The organism is Specibacter sp. RAF43 (genome assembly GCF_052114065.1).
Classification (GTDB): domain Bacteria; phylum Actinomycetota; class Actinomycetes; order Actinomycetales; family Micrococcaceae; genus Specibacter.
Genome location: NZ_JBFREA010000017.1, coordinates 35,148 through 50,630, shown reverse-complemented (window position 1 = coordinate 50,630; position 15,483 = coordinate 35,148). Strand labels below are relative to the sequence as shown.

Genomic DNA, 15,483 nt, shown 5'->3' with positions numbered 1-15,483 from the left:
GTTAGTGACATGCGGCGTGGCCAGGGGACATAAAGAAGACCTCCGGGTGAAGTGGAAATTGTCTAGATAACCATTTCTCAACCGGAGGTCTTCTTGTCCCAAGGTAATGCGATTCTCAGGCCCCGCGGCCGCCTGCAGCCGGCGCTGCGGGTGGACCGGTGCTGGGGCCGGCCCGGATCGGTTATCTGCTGGGCCGCCATCCCTCCACCGTGCACAATGTCCTCAGTCGGTACGGGCTGGCGCAGCTGGCCTGGCTGGACCGGGCCAGCGGGCGGGTGATCCGCCGCTATGAACACGACGCCCCCGGGGACATGATCCGCGTGGACATCAAGAACTTCCGTCTGATCCCCGACGGTGGCGGCCACAAAGCCGCCGGGAACCGCAACAAGATCCGGATCCTCAGCGAGGCCACACCTCAAGGGCCTGGCGCCAGCCATCCGCGTCCCCAACCTCCGTGGGTAATACAACTAGCCGAAGAGAAAGCGCCCATAGGCAGCCAGCAGGGGGCAGGATTGGTTGACTGCTGCCGTGGACCGCACTCCGAGTGACAGCAACAGCCCTTGCCCCGCACATCCTGGATTTGGAGTCCACGCTCGTCACGGCCCGGAACGCCGAGCCATGACGAGACACCTTCACTACCTAACAGCGTGGGAGGACAGTTCAGTCTCTGTTACCCGCGCCCGTGACGACGGACCGAGGCTCGATGCGGCCAAGAATGTCGGGGCAGTCGCTATGGGCCGACAGCCAGGACGGCGTTGACTTCGAGTTCGCCTATTGTGAGAGAGGACTGAACCAATGTGCGAGAGGGTGCCGGGTTGCCGACCCATTTCTTATAAATGGCATCGAAGGCAGCGCTGTTGCGGGGGTCCTTTAGGAAAACGGTGACCTGTACCGCGTTTCCAATTGAAGATCCGGCGGCAACGGCAACTGCTTGCAGATTTTGCATGACTAGCTCCGCCTGCACCTCGAAAGGTTCGTCCAGCACCCGATCGCCATTGGGCCGACGTGGCGTTTGACCGGAAATGTAGACGAGACCGCCACTCTTGATGGCTTGGCTATAGGTGCCTGCCGGCGGCGGGGCGTTCACAGTATGGATTGCTTCCCGTACTGGCGCAGCAGCCATCGGGCTTGGCGTCTTGGTTGACATGGACTCACACCTTTTCTGTGCATCATTGGGGCGAAAGACGAACTGGAGGGTCAGACCCTACAAGGGAGACTTGAGTGCACCGTTAGCGAACATTTCGAAGTAAAGTTCCGAGATTTCCTGCAGGGAGAGCCGCTCTGAGGGGGAGTACCAGCGGATTACGCCGTTGAGGAGCGCCAGCACCCCAAGCGCCAAAACCTTGGAGTCTGGTAGGCGCATACGCTCCGCGGGGATTGCTTCAATTAGCTCGGTGAGGGATTCTTGATAGCGACGTTCGTCTTCTTCCAGGTACTCTCTTCGAAACTCGGGAAGACGCGAACGCTGGAGGATAAGAACCTCAAAGATTGGCTTGTCACGGATAATTACCTCCAGATGCCTCTGAAAAACCAGCTTCAACTTTTCTTCGGCGGAGAGGTCCTCAGTCCGTACTTCATCGATGGCTGCTTGCAGCTTCGCTCCAGCCCGTTTCCAAATCTCATACAGCAGCTCATCCTTGCTCGTCACATAGTAGTAAAGCGCGGCTCCCGTCATATTCATCTCTCGGGCTATCGCCTGGATGGTCGTATCGGCATAGCCCCTGGCCGCAAAGACGGTCGCTGCCGCAGCTATGAGTTCCTCGAACCGTTCTTCGTAGCGTTCCTCTTTGGTGCGAGGCGAAGACGCCTTGTTCATGGTGAGTATCCGTTCGTCAGCAATGCGTTCAACTACAAGCTGAGATTCATTCTACTGAACGATCGATCGAATTGTCCCCTTGACGATCTACAACGCGACGACAACGGTTTTCGAACGGGTGTACATCTCAACACCTTCCACCCCCTTCTCTTGGCCCCAGCCGCTCTGCTTGAATCCGCCGAAGGGCAGGGCGATGTCCATGGATTTGCCATTGACCCAGATGGATCCGGCATCGATACGGGTAGCCATGCGATGCGCATTCGAAACATTTTGCGTCCAGATTTGGGCGGTTAAGCCATATTGCGTGTCATTGGCCATATGAAGGACGTCGTCGATTTCGCGGAAGGGAGACAGCACGACCACCGGTCCAAAAATCTCTTCGCGGGCGATCGGCATTTCGTTGCTGACATTGCTCACGACAGTGGGTGCCACAAAATAGCCTTCTGTCCCCAATCGTCCGCCGCCGGCTGTAACCTTGGCCCCGGCGGTAACTCCGCCCTCGATATGTTCGGTGATACTCACAAGTTGTCGCTCGGAGATCACCGGGCCCATCTGGCTCCCCGGGGACAACCCCGGACCGACCTTCAATGCTCGTGCGCCGTCACTGAGTCCGGCAAGCACATCCTCAAAGACGCTGCCATGGACAAATATCCGTGAGGGCGCCGTGCATACCTGTCCGGAGTTCGCAAAGGACCCCTGGATGAGGCCGGGGATCGCGGCCACCAGATCGGCGTCCTCCATGACTATGCTGGGGTTCTTGCCGCCGAGTTCCAGACTAACTCGCTTGAGGTTCCCGATCGCCGCACGGACAATACTCTTGCCAACGCCAGTGCTGCCGGTGAAGGCGACCTTGTCGATGTCCGGATGCTGTGCGATGGCGGCGCCGGCCGTGTCACCGAAACCGGTCACAATATTGACGACGCCGTCCGGGAACCCTGCTTCTTGGATCAGTTCGCCGAGGCGCAAAGCCGTTAAAGGCGTATTTTCTGCGGGTTTGAGCACCACTGTGCAGCCCGCCGCGAGGGCCGGGGCAAGTTTCCATGCGGCCATGGCCAGCGGAAAGTTCCAAGGCACGATTTGACCCACCACGCCAACAGGTTCGAGCTGCGTGTAACTGTGAAAATCACCTGGCGCACCCACCTGGATGGTCTTGCCCGTCAATTTGGTCGCCCATCCTGCCATGTACCGGAACGTCTCAGCACTACCGGGGATGTCGGCGCCGCGGGAGACGTTCAGGGGCTTCCCCTGGTCCAGGGTTTCCAGCTGCGCAAGCTCGTCCGCGTGCTCCGTGATCAAATCGGCCAATTTCCACAGCATTTGAGCCCGGTCCGACGACTTGGTGCGGCTCCACGGGCCGGATTTGAAAGCGCGGCGGGCGGCTTTGACAGCCAGATCCACGTCCTCTGCGTCGCCGGACGCAATTTTGGCCAGCGTCGAGCCGTTTGCGGGGTTGCGGGAGACGAAAGTTTCCCCCGACCGGGCCGGCTGCCAGCGGCCGTCAATGAGAAGTGCCGGCTCACGGTCAAGAAACTTCATCACTGAAGGTAGCAGGGCGGTCAAATTGCCGGGTGTCTGGTCGATAGTGGTCATCGTGTTCCTCAAGTTATGCGGGGGATAATGCGCTGTAGAAAACAATCAGGTGACCGGCCGGATCTGTCACCGATGCGCGGATCTCGTGGGCGCCGTGCGCCGGTGCCGACGCCAGGACGCCCCCGGCGGCGAGTGCGGCATCCAATGCCACATCTATGTCGTCGACTTTGACGCTTAGCGCCATCGCCTGGCCAGTCTGCTCGTCAGCCCCGGCGAAACTTAGCGTGGTGCCTCCAACTTCCAAGGCTGCCCACTTATCGCCGTCGCGGATCTTCAGCGGACCGAATAGTTGCTGGTAGAACGCGCATTGGGCATCCATGTCATCAACGGAGAGAATGACCCCGCGAAGATTTGCCTCATTGACTGTCAAAATATCTCAACTCCTAATGCCGGGTGGCCAACGGCGGCCACAGATTCTTCCAGGGTTGTGCTGCTTCAAAGACCTCGGCAACGTCCAATACAGCGGCGTCCTGACCAAGATGACCGACAATCTGCGCTGCGATCGGCAAGTCGTGGTCATCAAAACCCATGGGTATGGCGGCTGCTGGATTGCCCGTGATATTCCAGGCCGAGAGAAGAGGATATCGGGGCCCGAGTCCTCCTTGGGCGGTACTGACGGGCTGAACGGGGGCGCTTGGGCTGACAGATGTTAATACAAAATCAAACGGTTCAAACCAGTCCTGGACATTGCGCTTGAACACTTCGTTCAGGTCAAGCACCCGTCGGTATTGCCAAGCTTTTGCCCGCTGCCCGGCCTCGTAGATTGGGTAGGAGTATTCGGTAAGATCTTGGGCGTGTTGGGTCCAAAAGTCCGGACGGAGCGCTTCCGCAGCAGCATAGTGTTCGCCGGAAAAGGCCCAGACGCCCTCTTCCAATTCAGCCGGGGCAGYATTCAGGGGCAAGTGTGGCGCCTCTATTATCTGTGCGCCTGATGATTGCAAGATGGCGGCGGCCTTCTCTACAACGCCGCCATAGTTGGGATCGTGCGGTAGGACAGCGACTCTGGCGCCCACTATGGATTTCCGGTGAACGGAGGCAGGACCTGGGATCGCACCGGTAAGAACTTCCATCGCCATGCGGGCGTCCCCTGTTGTCCGCGTCAGAACTCCGGAGTGTGACCGGTTTGGAGATGCGCGCCAGGCTTGAACGACAGGAACGGAGCCAAAGGTTGGTTTCAAACCGAGTACCCCGGCATAAGCCGCCGGGAGGCGAATGGATCCGGCGGAGTCAGTGCCGATGGCGATGGGCCCCAATCCCGCAGCGACGGCCGAGCCCGCCCCGCCACTGGATCCGCCCGCGCTTCGTTGGACATCCCAGGGGCTGGCGGCGGGTGGGCCGAGGCGGTTCATGGTGTAGGTGGACAGGGCAAATTCAGGGGTGTTCGTTTTCCCGAGAATGATTGCGCCTGCCCGTCGCAGTCGACGACCGATCTCAGAATCCTGTGCCCTATGCCCTTTGAACGCCAGTGAGCCGTAGGTTGTCGGCATACCCGCGATTTCCACCGTGTCCTTGACAGAAACGGGGACGCCGCAAAGGGGCGGGACCTCGGTGGATCGACGGCGATCTCGCCATTGACCCTCTGCTGTTCTTGCCGCTTCGAGGGCTCCCTGGGGGTCCATTGCAAGGTAGGCATTGAGCTGCGGGTTAAGCTGTTCAATCCTCTCAAACTGTTCGGTGACCACTTCCACAGGGGAAAGATCGCCGCTTGCGTAGAGGCGGAGCAATTCGCCCGCGCTCAAGGTCCAGGTGCCCTGTTCCTGTGTGACTGATCCTTCTCTCACTGGCTGACCTTTGCGGCGTGCTGTCCAAGATCGGGATCTGTGCCTGCCTGTCCGGAGTAGAAGATGGACTTCAGTTCCGGGCGCACGATCTTGCCGCTTGGATTGCGGGGAATTTCGTCCAGGAAGACAAATTTGCGAGGCCGTTTGAAGTCATCAAGCGTGCTCTGCCGAGCGTAGGCATCGATCGCGGTCTCGGTCAGGGTCCGGTCTGCGAGGACGATGAATGCCGTCACCACCTGACCCCATTTTGGATCCGGTGTGCCGATCACGGCGACTTCGCTTATGCCGGGATGGCCGTTGAGCATGTTCTCGACTTCGGCAGGTTGGATGTTTTCCCCACCGCTGACGAACATGTCATCGAGACGGCCCTTGAAATAGTAGCTTCCGTCTTCGTCACGCCAGAAGGCGTCTCCGGTATGAAACCATCCGGCTTCCACTTTTTCGGCGGTTTTGCTTTCTCCGTCATCACCCCAGTAGGACTTGAATATTCCGGGATTCGACATTTCGACCAGAAGTTCGCCGACGTTTTCACCCGAGACCGTTTCATCTGGCCCGCCGCCGGGCTCTACCAGGCGAATTCTAAAGTCACCCGTTGGACGTAGGGTTCCGGGCAGGCGCCCGGCCATGCTTCCAGTGACAAAGGGGATGGACAACTCGGTAGTGCCGTACACCTCGGAAATTTTGGCGTTGGGGAAACGATCGGACATTTCCTGGAGGAGTTCCGGCTCGGCTGGGGCGCTACCGTAGGCAATTTCCGTGACTGTTTCAATGGGGTCTGCGCCCGGGGTCGAGCTCAGCAGTTGCCGGAACAACGTTGGTGATCCGAACAGGAAGGTCAGCCGTTCGTCCCGGATCATGGGGAGCGTGTGCTCGTCCACGCGGGCAACCGGAAAGTACGTCCCATTCACAAAAACCGTCTGCAGGAAAACCCAGTGCATGCCCACCGTGTGGTAAAGCGGAGCAGCACCCAGAGTGCGGGCTCCGCTGTCGAAAGCCGGACCCGCGGTCATAATGTATGTGACCAGACGGGAGTACGAATTTCCGTGAGTGATGGGAACACCCTTGGGCCGGCCCGTGGTTCCGGACGTATAGATAATTGCGCTGAGGTCCTCGGAGTCAACTCGGTTGTGAATTTCTTCACCACCGCTGCTGATCATTTCCTCCATGCTGACTTCGTAATCGGCAAGTGCTCCGGTCGAACGAATCCAGAGGATATCATCCGACAGCCGGGACGATGACCGAATCTTTTCAGTGTTAAGGTTTTCATCGACCATGACGGCGCGGGCCCCTGAATTGGCCAGTATGTATGAAATGCCGTCTTCTTTGAAGCGGAAATTAAACGGAACCGCCACGGCGCCCAGCATCTGCGTGGCAAAGAACGCTGTTGCGTGGTCGATAGAATTCCGCATGCCAATCGCCACACGGTCCGCATGCCGGATGCCGCGACGGTGCAGGCTGTCCGCCAGGGCGACAACCCGAAGGTTCCATTCGTGGTAGGTCAGCCGTTCTTGGCCCTCGGAAAGCGCGACCGTATCAGGGTTTCGCTCTGCAGCTTGCAGGAGCATGGTTCGCATGTCCATCAATGAATCACTCCTTAGCGTGCCTACACCGCGGTGCGGGTCTCCGAAACATTTATGAATGACGTTAGACTAGCGGTGGCTTCCTCTGCGCCGAAATAGCGCAGGAAGTCGCGCTCGGTCATACGTTCGAGTTCCTCGTCGCTCAGGTGCATGCCCGTGACGATGGTGCGCTTGAGTGCCCTAAACAGCTCGGACGGTTTGCTGGCCATGTCGGAGATCCACTCGTCCGCCCGATTCATCAATTCATCAGGCTTGACGATCTCGTGGACCAGACCCATGTCCTTGCCCCTGGCAGCGCCGAAAATCTCGCCGCTGAATAGGACGTCCTTGGTATTCTTTAGCCCTATTACGTTCACCAGTTGTTGAATACCCTTGGCCATCGGCAGCAAGCCGTGGTTAATTTCAGGCATGCCGAAACGAGCTGTATCGGCCGCGACGCAGAAATCCGCTAATGCTGCCATCTCCATCCCCGAGCCGATCGCGGCGCCGTTGACTGCACAAACCAATGGGCATTCCAACGCTCCCAATGACGCCTTGAGCCTGGATCCGAGGCGCACACGTTCAAGCCCCTGCTCCTGGGTGATACTTGAAAATTCTTTGACGTCTCCGCCAGCGGAAAAGAATTTAGTTCCCGCGCCGGTGACAACAACACCGCGCACGCCAAGGTCTTGGTTAATCTCTTCCAGAATTCCCACAATTTCACGAAGCGTCTGATTGTCCAAGGCGTTGGCCGGAGGTCTGTCCATGGTCAACCAGACGATGTCATTTTTGCGCTCAACATGCAACATAAAGGTCCTTTCAATGATTCGGTTCAGCCGTTGTTGGCGGCCGAGCTGTCGGGGTGCAGGCGAACATTGCCTTTGATTTCAAAAACTTCCAGAAGGACACCGCCAAATGACTTGGGTTTGACCCAATTGACGGTAACTCGGTCTGCTACATACCGTGCAGCCCGACCTTCCGGAACTTCGGCAGGAACCTCCATTACCCACTCCATGCCCGCCGCTGACCAATCCCGCATGGCCGCTTCCAGATCATCCACCCGCACGGCAATGGAGTAGACTCCGGGCCCGCGTTTCTCGATGAATTTCCCAACGGCGCCCCCGCCTTTCCAAGGTTCAATGAGCGACAATGCTGCGGGAGTGGGCGGAATCTCAAACGTCACATCCGTCATCTCAATGGGAGGTTCCGGCCATGGGGCTGCAGGCAGATGACCAAGACCGAGGGCCTCATATTGGGGAATGGAATGTGCCAGGGACTCAACGGCGATATTGACGGTGAGGAATTCGGTAATTTTAGCCATTTTTCCTTCTGGGTGTGTGTCGATGGGAATCTATTGCAACTGTCCGGCCATTTTTTCTTCGAGCGCTCTGAGGTTCGCTTCATGGATGGGACGCAGCGCGCGAATTTCTTCGAGGGCGTCGTCTGCCGACTTGACGATGTTTTGGGGGGCCGTGAAGTGGGGGATCACGTATTTTCCAAACATTTCGATGGTGCGCATGATGACATCGTGGGGAATGGAGTCGATCCGCAGCAGCAGCGTATCGATGCCGAGATCCGCGTAGCGTTGCACCTGGCGAATGCACTCGGCCGGGTCGCCCACGATGAAGCCGGCGGACTCGTTGAGCATGAAGTCCCTGTCGTGGAAGTCCACGCCGTTGACAGCGCCCATGTAGGCGTAATCCTCGGAGAGTTTCGACAGCCTCTCATATGCACCCAACGCGTTCTTGGCATATTCCATGGCTGGGCCCACTTCTTTGAGGGCTTCGTCCATCGTCTCCAGGCATATGGCGGTTCCGAAGATCATGACCGATTTGCTCTGCTGGGTGGGGAAATCATGAGTCGTCGCGGCGAACGTCTCATCGTAGAGGGCCAACGCATTCTTAAGGTACTCAAAACCCATGAAACTGGAGGAGCTGATGACTCCAATGCCCTTCTCGGCTGCTTCCCGGTGAGTTTGCGGACTCGTTGCCGCAACGGAAATCGGAGGGTGGGGGTACTGCACCGGCTTCGGGGTCAGGCTGCGCGGGGGCACCTTGTAAAACTCGCCCTCAAAGTGAAACGGATCATTGAGGAACGCGGCACGGAGCAGATCGACGCCTTCGGACCACTGTGCCTTGTTCTCTTCGACGCCGACTTCGAATGCCCGCAGGGCCAAAGTGGTGTTGCCGCGCCCCGTGCCAAGTTCAACACGACCGTTGGAGAGGATGTCTTCAGTCGCCAGGCGCTCGGCCACGCGAAGAGGATGGTTGAAGTTTTTCGGCATCAGGGTGATCGCGTGAATGAACTTGATGCGGCTGGTCAACGCCATGACATAGGGGTAAAGGGTTTCCGGGGCCGAAACGGAGATCCCACCGATGGCGAAGTGCTGCTCGGAGGTGCCCACCAAGTCGAATCCGACCTTTTCCGCGAGCAGCATCTCATCGATGAGCTCCATGTACCGCGTACGATGCGTTGTCCCCGCCTCGGTCTCGCCTTCGCTGATGAATCCAAAACGCATGACTTCTCCTTTTTACTAACTGATCAGTAAGTGAATGACTGATTAGTAAATTTATGCGTCAATGACGGTCCTGTCAAGGGGTTGCGCGGATCGGGTGAAACCTGGATCGAGTGTTGTTGGGCCTGTCGCCGGGAGTAGAGCTCGCGGCCGCTTACCCGGGCCGTGCGTGGGGGTCCATTCGGCGGCGAGTAGGGGCCGGAACGCTCGGCGCGCGCATCCCCCTGCGCTGAACTCGAGCCGAGTCTTGCTCCCCTTGGCCACCGGCACGGAACCCGTGGCGAGTTCCGCGCCTGGCGGTCTGAAATTTTCTCCGTCGCGGAACTCAGGCCGGGTTTTGCGCATGGCGGTAGTGAAATTTCCCAGACCCGACGCCACCGGGGAAAATGCACGAAACTCAACGCCGGTTCTGCGCACGGGGAAAGCCAGGTGCGTCGCACCGGGGGCCGGCCCGGGAGCTTCCCGGGGCCCGGACACTGGGCCAAGCGCAGCCGGAAGCGCGAACCAGTTGCGTGAGGTGGCGCACACCCTTATGCTTAGTGTGCGCTATTAGAACTACGTGTTCAGATAGCGAATTTTCGAAATGGTGGTGAACGCACCGCCCACAGCGCAATGAGGAGATTCCTGTGCAGTTCCACCACCACGGATACGTATCTGGCGATCCGCGCATCCAACCGGCCGCCGGGACCGGCATCGACCGTCCCGCGGAGCTTCCCGACGAGGTGGACGTGCTCATTGTCGGTTCGGGCCCCGCGGGCATGCTGACCGCCGCCCAGTTGGCCCAGTTCCCGGGGATCACCACTCGCCTTGTCGAACGCCGCGGCGGGCGCCTGGAGATCGGCCAGGCCGACGGCATCCAGGCGCGCAGCGTCGAGACCTTCCAGGCCTTCGGCTTCGCCGAGCGGATCATTGCGGAGGCCTACTGGATTACCGAGATGGCGTTCTGGCGCCCGGACACCGAGAACCCCACGCACATTGTCCGCGGCGCCCGCACCGTCGACGACACGACGGGCATCAGCGAGTTCAAGCACTTGATTGTCAACCAGGCCCGCGTGCTCGATTACTTTGCCGAATTCGCGGCCTACGCGCCGGCGCGCCTGACCCCCGACTACGGTTGGGGTTTCCTGGGCCTGGAGGTCGCCGACGACGGCGACTACCCGGTGAAGGTCACGCTCGTGCGCAGCGCCGGCCCCGACGAGGGCATGCAGAAGACGGTGCATGCCAAGTATGTCGTCGGCAGCGACGGCGCCCGCAGCAAGGTCCGCGCCTCGATCGGCTGCACGATGGCCGGGGACCAGGCCAACCACGCCTGGGGCGTCATGGACGTGCTGGCCAAGACCGACTTCCCCGACATCCGGCTCAAGTGCGCCATCCAGTCCCACGACGGCGGCAGCATTCTGCTGATCCCGCGCGAGGGCGGGCACCTGTTCCGCATGTACGTCGACTTGGGCGTGGTGCCCGAGGACGACAACGGCGCGGTGCGCAAGACCAGCATCGAGCACATCATCGAGCAGGCCAACGAAATCCTGCGCCCCTACACGCTCGACGTGCGCAACGTCGCCTGGCACAGCGTCTACGAGGTGGGCCACCGCCTCACCGACCGGTTCGACGACGTCCGGCCCGAGCAGATGGGCGCCCGGACCCCGCGCGTCTTTATCACCGGCGACGCCTGCCACACGCACTCCGCCAAGGCCGGCCAGGGCATGAACGTCTCCATGCAGGACGGCTTCAACCTCGGCTGGAAGCTCGCCCACGTGCTGGAGGGCCGCAGCCCCGAGGAACTGCTGTCCACCTACTCGGCCGAGCGCCAGGTCGTGGCGAAGAACCTCATCGACTTCGACAAGGAATGGTCCACGATGATGGCCAAGAAGCCCGAGGAGTTCGACAGCCCGTCGGACCTGGAGGACTTCTACGTGCGCACCGCCGAATTCCCCGCGGGCTTCATGACCGAGTACGCGCCGTCCCTGATCACGGGCGAGGCCACGCACCAGGACCTGGCCGCCGGGTTCCCGCTGGGCAAACGCTTCAAGTCGGCATTGGCCTCACGGGTGTGTGACACCAACCCGCTCCACCTCGGTCACCAGGCCACGGCGGACGGGCGGTGGCGCATCTACGTCTTCGCCGACCAGTCTCCCGCCGGTGCCGCCTCACCCGTCGCGGACCTTGCCCAGTGGCTGTCCACGGCGCCGGAGTCGCCGCTGGCGGCCACGCCGGAAGGGCTGGACTCCGATGCGTGGTTCGATGTCAAGGTCATCTACCAGCAGCCGCACGAGGACATTGACATCAACGCCGTTCCGGCAGTTTTCAAGCCGGAGGTCGGGCCGTTCAGGCTGACCGACTACGAGAAGGTCTACGGGACCGTTCCGGGGGAGGACATCTTCGACGTGCGCGGACTGAGCCGCGACGGCGTTGTCGTGGTGGTCCGCCCCGACCAGTACGTGGCGAACATCCTGCCGCTCGGGGCCACCGCCGAGCTCGGGGAATTCTTCGCACGGATCCACTCGGGCGCGCGCGTCTAGCAGCGGCAGAAGGCAGGCCCCGCAGCGGTTTCACTGCGGGGCCTGCCGTTTTGTGTGAGGAACGTTCCGGGCTCAGCCCAGGTCCACGACCTCGAACTCCAGCAGGTCCATGCCGCTGGCCACCGGCGCCTGGGCCGAATGGTCGTGGCCGGCCCGCTGGGCACGCCAATTCTCAAAATCTTCCCGGGTGGCCCACTGCGTGTAGACGAAGTAGCGGTCGTCCCCGGCGACGGGGCGCAGGAGCTGGAACCCCTCGAATCCCGGGGAGCCGTCCACGGAGTGCTTGCGGGCCGCGAAGCGCGCCTCCAGTTCGGACCCGGCCTCAACCGGGACTTTCAGTGCATTGATGACAACGATTGACACGGTGCTCCCTCCGGGCCCGGATCCGCCGGACCGCTTGTCCTTCCACGCTACAGCAGGGCGGCCCCGGCTTTCACACCGGAGACCGCCCGCTAGTGCCCAACGAGGTGCCCGTTGCCTACGCGTACGGGTCCGCGATGCCGATGTACTGGGTGCTGGTGTATTCGGCAATGCCCTCGGAGCCGCCCTCGCGGCCCAGGCCCGAATGCTTGACCCCGCCAAAGGGCGCGGCGGCGTTGGAGATGACGCCGGCGTTGAAGCCCACCATGCCGAATTCCAGCTGCTCGCTGACCCGCAGCAGGCGGGAGAAATCGCGGGTATACAGGTAGGCGGCCAGGCCGTATTCGGTGGCGTTGGCGATCCGGATGGCGTCGGCCTCGTCGGTGAACGTGGTCACGGGGGCCACGGGGCCGAAGATCTCCTGCGCCAGGATGGCGGCTCCGTTGGGGACGTTGCCCAGGACCGTGGGCTGGTAGAACCAGCCGTCACCGGCGGCTACGTCGCCGCCGGCCAGGACGACGGCGCCCTCGGCGACGGCGGCCGTCACCAGCGCGTGGATGCCGTCGCGGGCCTTTTCCTCAATCATGGGCCCGACGTCGGTGCCGGCCTCGGTGCCGCGCCCCACGGTCAGGGCGCCGATGCGGGCGGCCAGCCTGGCGGTGAACTCCCCGGCGACGGATTCGTGCACCAGGAAGCGGTTGGCCGCGGTGCAGGCCTCGCCCATGTTGCGCATCTTCGCCGCCATGGCGCCGTCGACGGCCGCCGCCAGGTCGGCGTCCTCGAACACGAGGAACGGGGCGTTGCCGCCCAGTTCCATGGAGGTGCGCAGCACGTTGTGGGCGGCGTCGGCCATGAGATGCTTGCCGACCGCCGTGGATCCGGTGAAGGAGATCTTGCGCAGGCGCGAGTCCTGGAGCAGCGGGCCCGAGATGGCCGCGGCGCTGGAGCCGGACACCACGTTTAGAACGCCATCGGGCAGGCCGGCCTCCTGCATGACCTGCGCGAAAAGCTGGGCCGTCAGCGGGGTCAGTTTCGCCGGCTTGAGCACCATGGTGCAGCCGGCGGCGACGGCCGGGCCCACCTTGCGCGTGGCCATGGCCAGCGGGAAGTTCCACGGTGTGATGAGCAGGCACGGGCCCACCGGCTTGTGCTGGACCAGGATCTTGTTCTTGCCTTCGGGCGTGCTGACGTACCGGCCGTAGTCGCGCACGGCCTCCTCCGAGTACCAGCGCAGGAACTCGGCGCCGTAGGCCACCTCGCCGCGGGCCTCCGCCAGCGGCTTGCCCATTTCCAGCGTCATCAGCAGGGCAAAGTCCTCGGCCCGTTCCGTCACGAGCTCGAAGGCCCTGCGTAGGATCTCCCCGCGCACTCGCGGGGCGGTCCGGGCCCAGCCGGCCTGCGCCGCGGACGCCGCATCGAGGGCGGCGAGCGCGTCCTCGCTGCCGCCGTCGGCGACGGAGGCCAGGACCTGGCCGGTGGCGGGGTCGTGGACGTCGAAGGTCCCGCCGCCGGCGGCCGCGCGCCACCGGCCGTTGATGAGCAGCCCGGTGGGGACCGAAGCCAGCAGCTCCGCTTCGCGGTCAACTGTGATGGTCATGTATGTGCTCCTTGTGAAGGTGTGGTGCGGGCGTGGTGAGCCCACGCGCCCTGGGTCGCGCCGCGAGTGGGGTGGGGGGTCAGTAGCTGGCGGTGGGGCCGGCGCCGGCGGCCGGGACGTAGCTGCCGGCCAGGGCTTCGCTGCCGCGCGCCAGCAGCGCCACGTCCGCGCCCACCAGGATGAAGTCCACGCCGGCCGCCAGGTAGCGCCGGGCCGTGGCCTCCGCGAAGGCGTTGACGCCCACCGGTTTCCCGGCCGCCTTGGCGACCCTGATGCAATGCTCGACGGCGGCCACGACGTCCGGGTGTTCCTGTTGTCCCAGCACGCCCATGGAGGCGGCGAGGTCGGACGGGCCGATGAAGACGGCGTCGATCCCGTCCACGGCCACGATCTCCGCCGCGTTTTCCACGGCCTCGCGCGACTCGAGCTGGACGATTACGGTGAGGGTTTCGGCGGCCTTCGCCAGGTAGTCCGGGATGCGGTTCCATCGGGCCGACCGGGCCAGCGCCGAGCCGACGCCGCGGACCCCGCGCGGCGGGTAGTGGGCAGCGGAGACCGCGGCAGCGGCGTCGTCGGCCGTGTTAACCATGGGGATCAGCAGCGACTGCACCCCCAGGTCGAGGTACTGCTTGATGAGCACGACGTCATTGGCGGGCGGGCGCACCACGGGCGTGACCGGGTAGCCGTGGACGGCTTGGAGCTGGGCGAGGATCCCCTCCAGGCCGTTGGGGCTGTGCTCGGCGTCGATGAGCAGCCAGTCCAGGCCGGCGCCGGCGCAGATCTCCGCCACGAGCGGGCTGCCGGAGCACACCCACATGCCGGCCAGCGGGCGCCCGGCCCGGGCCAGGGCGTCCCTGAAGGACGGTTCCGGCGTTACACGAACTGGCATGTGATGGTCCCCAACTTTCCGTAGTCGGCAAAAACGGTGTCCCCTTCATTGACCCACATGGGCCGGGTGAAGGAGCCGGCGAGGATGAGTTCCCCGGCCTTGAGCGAGTCGCCGTGCGGGGCGATCTTGTTGGCCAGCCACGACACGCCCTGGGCCGGGTGGTTCAGCACGCCGGCCGCCACCCCGGTCTCCTCGATGGTCTGGTTCTTGAACAGGAGGGCCGAGACCCAGCGCAGGTCCACGGCGTCCGGCTTCACCGGGGTCCCGCCCACCACCATCGCGCCCATGGCGGCGTTGTCGCTGATGGTGTCCACGATGGTCCGGCCCTCCATCTCGATCCGGGAATCCAGTATTTCCAGGGCCGGGACCACGTACTCGGTGGCGCGCAGGACATCGAAGATCGTGGCATCCGGTCCGCTGAGGTCCTCCTTGAGCAGGAATGCCAGCTCCACCTCGATGCGCGGATGCGAATACTGTTTCCACGTCACCGTGCAGCCGTTTTCCAGGATCATGTCCTTGAAGATGACCCCGTAATCCGGCTCCGTAATCCCCGTGGCGTACTGCATCGCCTTGGACGTCAGGCCAATCTTGTGCCCGCCCAGCACCCGCCCGGCCGCCTCGCCGCGCCGCCGCCACAGCCCCTGCACCCGGTAGGAATCCTCCACCGTCATCTCCGGGTACCGCGCCGTCAGCCGGGGCACCGGCACGCGGCTTCGCCCGGCCTCCACGAGTTCGTCGGCAATGGATGCGATCGTTTCGTCATCAAGCATGTGTTCTCCTCTGTCGCTGGTCCTCGACGGCGGGTGAGGCATGGCCCCCCGCCCGCTTCGCGGGCGCCCGAAGCCGCTCCCGGGGGC

The 15,483-nt window shown here is 62.5% G+C and carries 14 protein-coding genes and 1 pseudogene; 2 read left to right on the top strand and 13 right to left on the bottom strand.

The window, feature by feature from the left end:
* Positions 1 to 164: 164 nt before the first annotated feature.
* A pseudogene (locus AB4Y80_RS10960) lies at positions 165 to 386 on the top strand (IS481 family transposase); the annotation flags it as partial.
* 344 nt (positions 387 to 730) lie between these two features.
* Here AB4Y80_RS10960 and AB4Y80_RS10955 read toward each other — a convergent pair.
* From AB4Y80_RS10955 to AB4Y80_RS10915, 9 genes are all read right to left on the bottom strand, one after another.
* Complete coding sequence (locus tag AB4Y80_RS10955; protein ID WP_442214158.1) at positions 731 to 1,147, bottom strand: RidA family protein; 417 nt, start codon at positions 1,145 to 1,147, stop codon at positions 731 to 733.
* A 57-nt stretch (positions 1,148 to 1,204) separates the two neighbouring features.
* The gene (locus tag AB4Y80_RS10950) at positions 1,205 to 1,816 is read right to left on the bottom strand and encodes a TetR/AcrR family transcriptional regulator (RefSeq protein WP_442214157.1); all 612 of its coding nucleotides are present in this window, start codon (positions 1,814 to 1,816) and stop codon (positions 1,205 to 1,207) included.
* 87 nt (positions 1,817 to 1,903) lie between these two features.
* Positions 1,904 to 3,406, bottom strand: a complete 1,503-nt coding sequence (locus AB4Y80_RS10945; protein ID WP_442214156.1) for an aldehyde dehydrogenase family protein — start codon at positions 3,404 to 3,406, stop codon at positions 1,904 to 1,906.
* 13 nt (positions 3,407 to 3,419) lie between these two features.
* A complete protein-coding gene (locus tag AB4Y80_RS10940; RefSeq protein ID WP_442214155.1) occupies positions 3,420 to 3,776 on the bottom strand; it encodes a VOC family protein in 357 nt (118 codons plus the stop codon).
* Between the two features lie 13 nt (positions 3,777 to 3,789).
* A complete protein-coding gene (locus AB4Y80_RS10935) occupies positions 3,790 to 5,187 on the bottom strand; it encodes an amidase (RefSeq protein ID WP_442214154.1) in 1,398 nt (465 codons plus the stop codon).
* Entirely contained in the window at positions 5,184 to 6,767 is a 1,584-nt protein-coding gene (locus AB4Y80_RS10930) for a class I adenylate-forming enzyme family protein (RefSeq protein ID WP_442214153.1), read from the bottom strand. The genes AB4Y80_RS10935 and AB4Y80_RS10930 overlap by 4 nt, the downstream gene beginning before the upstream one ends.
* Before the next feature lie 23 nt (positions 6,768 to 6,790).
* Positions 6,791 to 7,555, bottom strand: coding sequence for an enoyl-CoA hydratase/isomerase family protein (locus AB4Y80_RS10925; RefSeq protein ID WP_442214152.1), 765 nt, complete (start codon positions 7,553 to 7,555; stop codon positions 6,791 to 6,793).
* 23 nt (positions 7,556 to 7,578) lie between these two features.
* Positions 7,579 to 8,067 (bottom strand): VOC family protein, encoded by a 489-nt coding sequence (locus AB4Y80_RS10920; RefSeq protein ID WP_442214151.1) that lies wholly within the window; start codon positions 8,065 to 8,067, stop codon positions 7,579 to 7,581.
* 30 nt (positions 8,068 to 8,097) lie between these two features.
* A complete protein-coding gene (locus AB4Y80_RS10915; protein ID WP_442214150.1) occupies positions 8,098 to 9,264 on the bottom strand; it encodes an LLM class flavin-dependent oxidoreductase in 1,167 nt (388 codons plus the stop codon).
* A 623-nt stretch (positions 9,265 to 9,887) separates the two neighbouring features.
* Here AB4Y80_RS10915 and AB4Y80_RS10910 point away from each other — a divergent pair.
* Positions 9,888 to 11,780 (top strand): FAD-binding monooxygenase, encoded by a 1,893-nt coding sequence (locus AB4Y80_RS10910; protein ID WP_442214149.1) that lies wholly within the window; start codon positions 9,888 to 9,890, stop codon positions 11,778 to 11,780.
* Between the two features lie 72 nt (positions 11,781 to 11,852).
* Here the strand turns inward: AB4Y80_RS10910 and AB4Y80_RS10905 are convergent, their stop codons facing one another.
* The 4 genes from AB4Y80_RS10905 to hpaH form a co-directional block, all read right to left on the bottom strand.
* A complete protein-coding gene (locus tag AB4Y80_RS10905; RefSeq protein ID WP_442214148.1) occupies positions 11,853 to 12,143 on the bottom strand; it encodes an antibiotic biosynthesis monooxygenase family protein in 291 nt (96 codons plus the stop codon).
* A 115-nt stretch (positions 12,144 to 12,258) separates the two neighbouring features.
* Complete coding sequence (locus tag AB4Y80_RS10900; RefSeq protein ID WP_442214147.1) at positions 12,259 to 13,737, bottom strand: NAD-dependent succinate-semialdehyde dehydrogenase; 1,479 nt, start codon at positions 13,735 to 13,737, stop codon at positions 12,259 to 12,261.
* 79 nt (positions 13,738 to 13,816) lie between these two features.
* The gene (locus AB4Y80_RS10895) at positions 13,817 to 14,626 is read right to left on the bottom strand and encodes an HpcH/HpaI aldolase family protein (RefSeq protein WP_442214146.1); all 810 of its coding nucleotides are present in this window, start codon (positions 14,624 to 14,626) and stop codon (positions 13,817 to 13,819) included.
* Positions 14,611 to 15,396, bottom strand: coding sequence for a 2-oxo-hept-4-ene-1,7-dioate hydratase (hpaH, locus tag AB4Y80_RS10890; RefSeq protein WP_442214145.1), 786 nt, complete (start codon positions 15,394 to 15,396; stop codon positions 14,611 to 14,613). Before hpaH ends, AB4Y80_RS10895 begins: the two co-directional genes overlap by 16 nt.
* Between the last annotated feature and the right edge of the window lie 87 nt (positions 15,397 to 15,483).

What these genes read in the sequence shown, in the direction of transcription:
- AB4Y80_RS10955 (WP_442214158.1), bottom strand. Translation starts at nt 1,147, where the DNA reads ATGTCAACCAAGACGCCAAGCCCGATGGCTGCTGCGCCAGTACGGGAA.
- AB4Y80_RS10950 (WP_442214157.1), bottom strand. Translation starts at nt 1,816, where the DNA reads ATGAACAAGGCGTCTTCGCCTCGCACCAAAGAGGAACGCTACGAAGAA.
- AB4Y80_RS10945 (WP_442214156.1), bottom strand. Translation starts at nt 3,406, where the DNA reads ATGACCACTATCGACCAGACACCCGGCAATTTGACCGCCCTGCTACCT.
- AB4Y80_RS10930 (WP_442214153.1), bottom strand. Translation starts at nt 6,767, where the DNA reads ATGGACATGCGAACCATGCTCCTGCAAGCTGCAGAGCGAAACCCTGAT.
- AB4Y80_RS10925 (WP_442214152.1), bottom strand. Translation starts at nt 7,555, where the DNA reads ATGTTGCATGTTGAGCGCAAAAATGACATCGTCTGGTTGACCATGGAC.
- AB4Y80_RS10920 (WP_442214151.1), bottom strand. Translation starts at nt 8,067, where the DNA reads ATGGCTAAAATTACCGAATTCCTCACCGTCAATATCGCCGTTGAGTCC.
- AB4Y80_RS10915 (WP_442214150.1), bottom strand. Translation starts at nt 9,264, where the DNA reads ATGCGTTTTGGATTCATCAGCGAAGGCGAGACCGAGGCGGGGACAACG.
- AB4Y80_RS10900 (WP_442214147.1), bottom strand. Translation starts at nt 13,737, where the DNA reads ATGACCATCACAGTTGACCGCGAAGCGGAGCTGCTGGCTTCGGTCCCC.
- AB4Y80_RS10895 (WP_442214146.1), bottom strand. Translation starts at nt 14,626, where the DNA reads ATGCCAGTTCGTGTAACGCCGGAACCGTCCTTCAGGGACGCCCTGGCC.
- hpaH (WP_442214145.1), bottom strand. Translation starts at nt 15,396, where the DNA reads ATGCTTGATGACGAAACGATCGCATCCATTGCCGACGAACTCGTGGAG.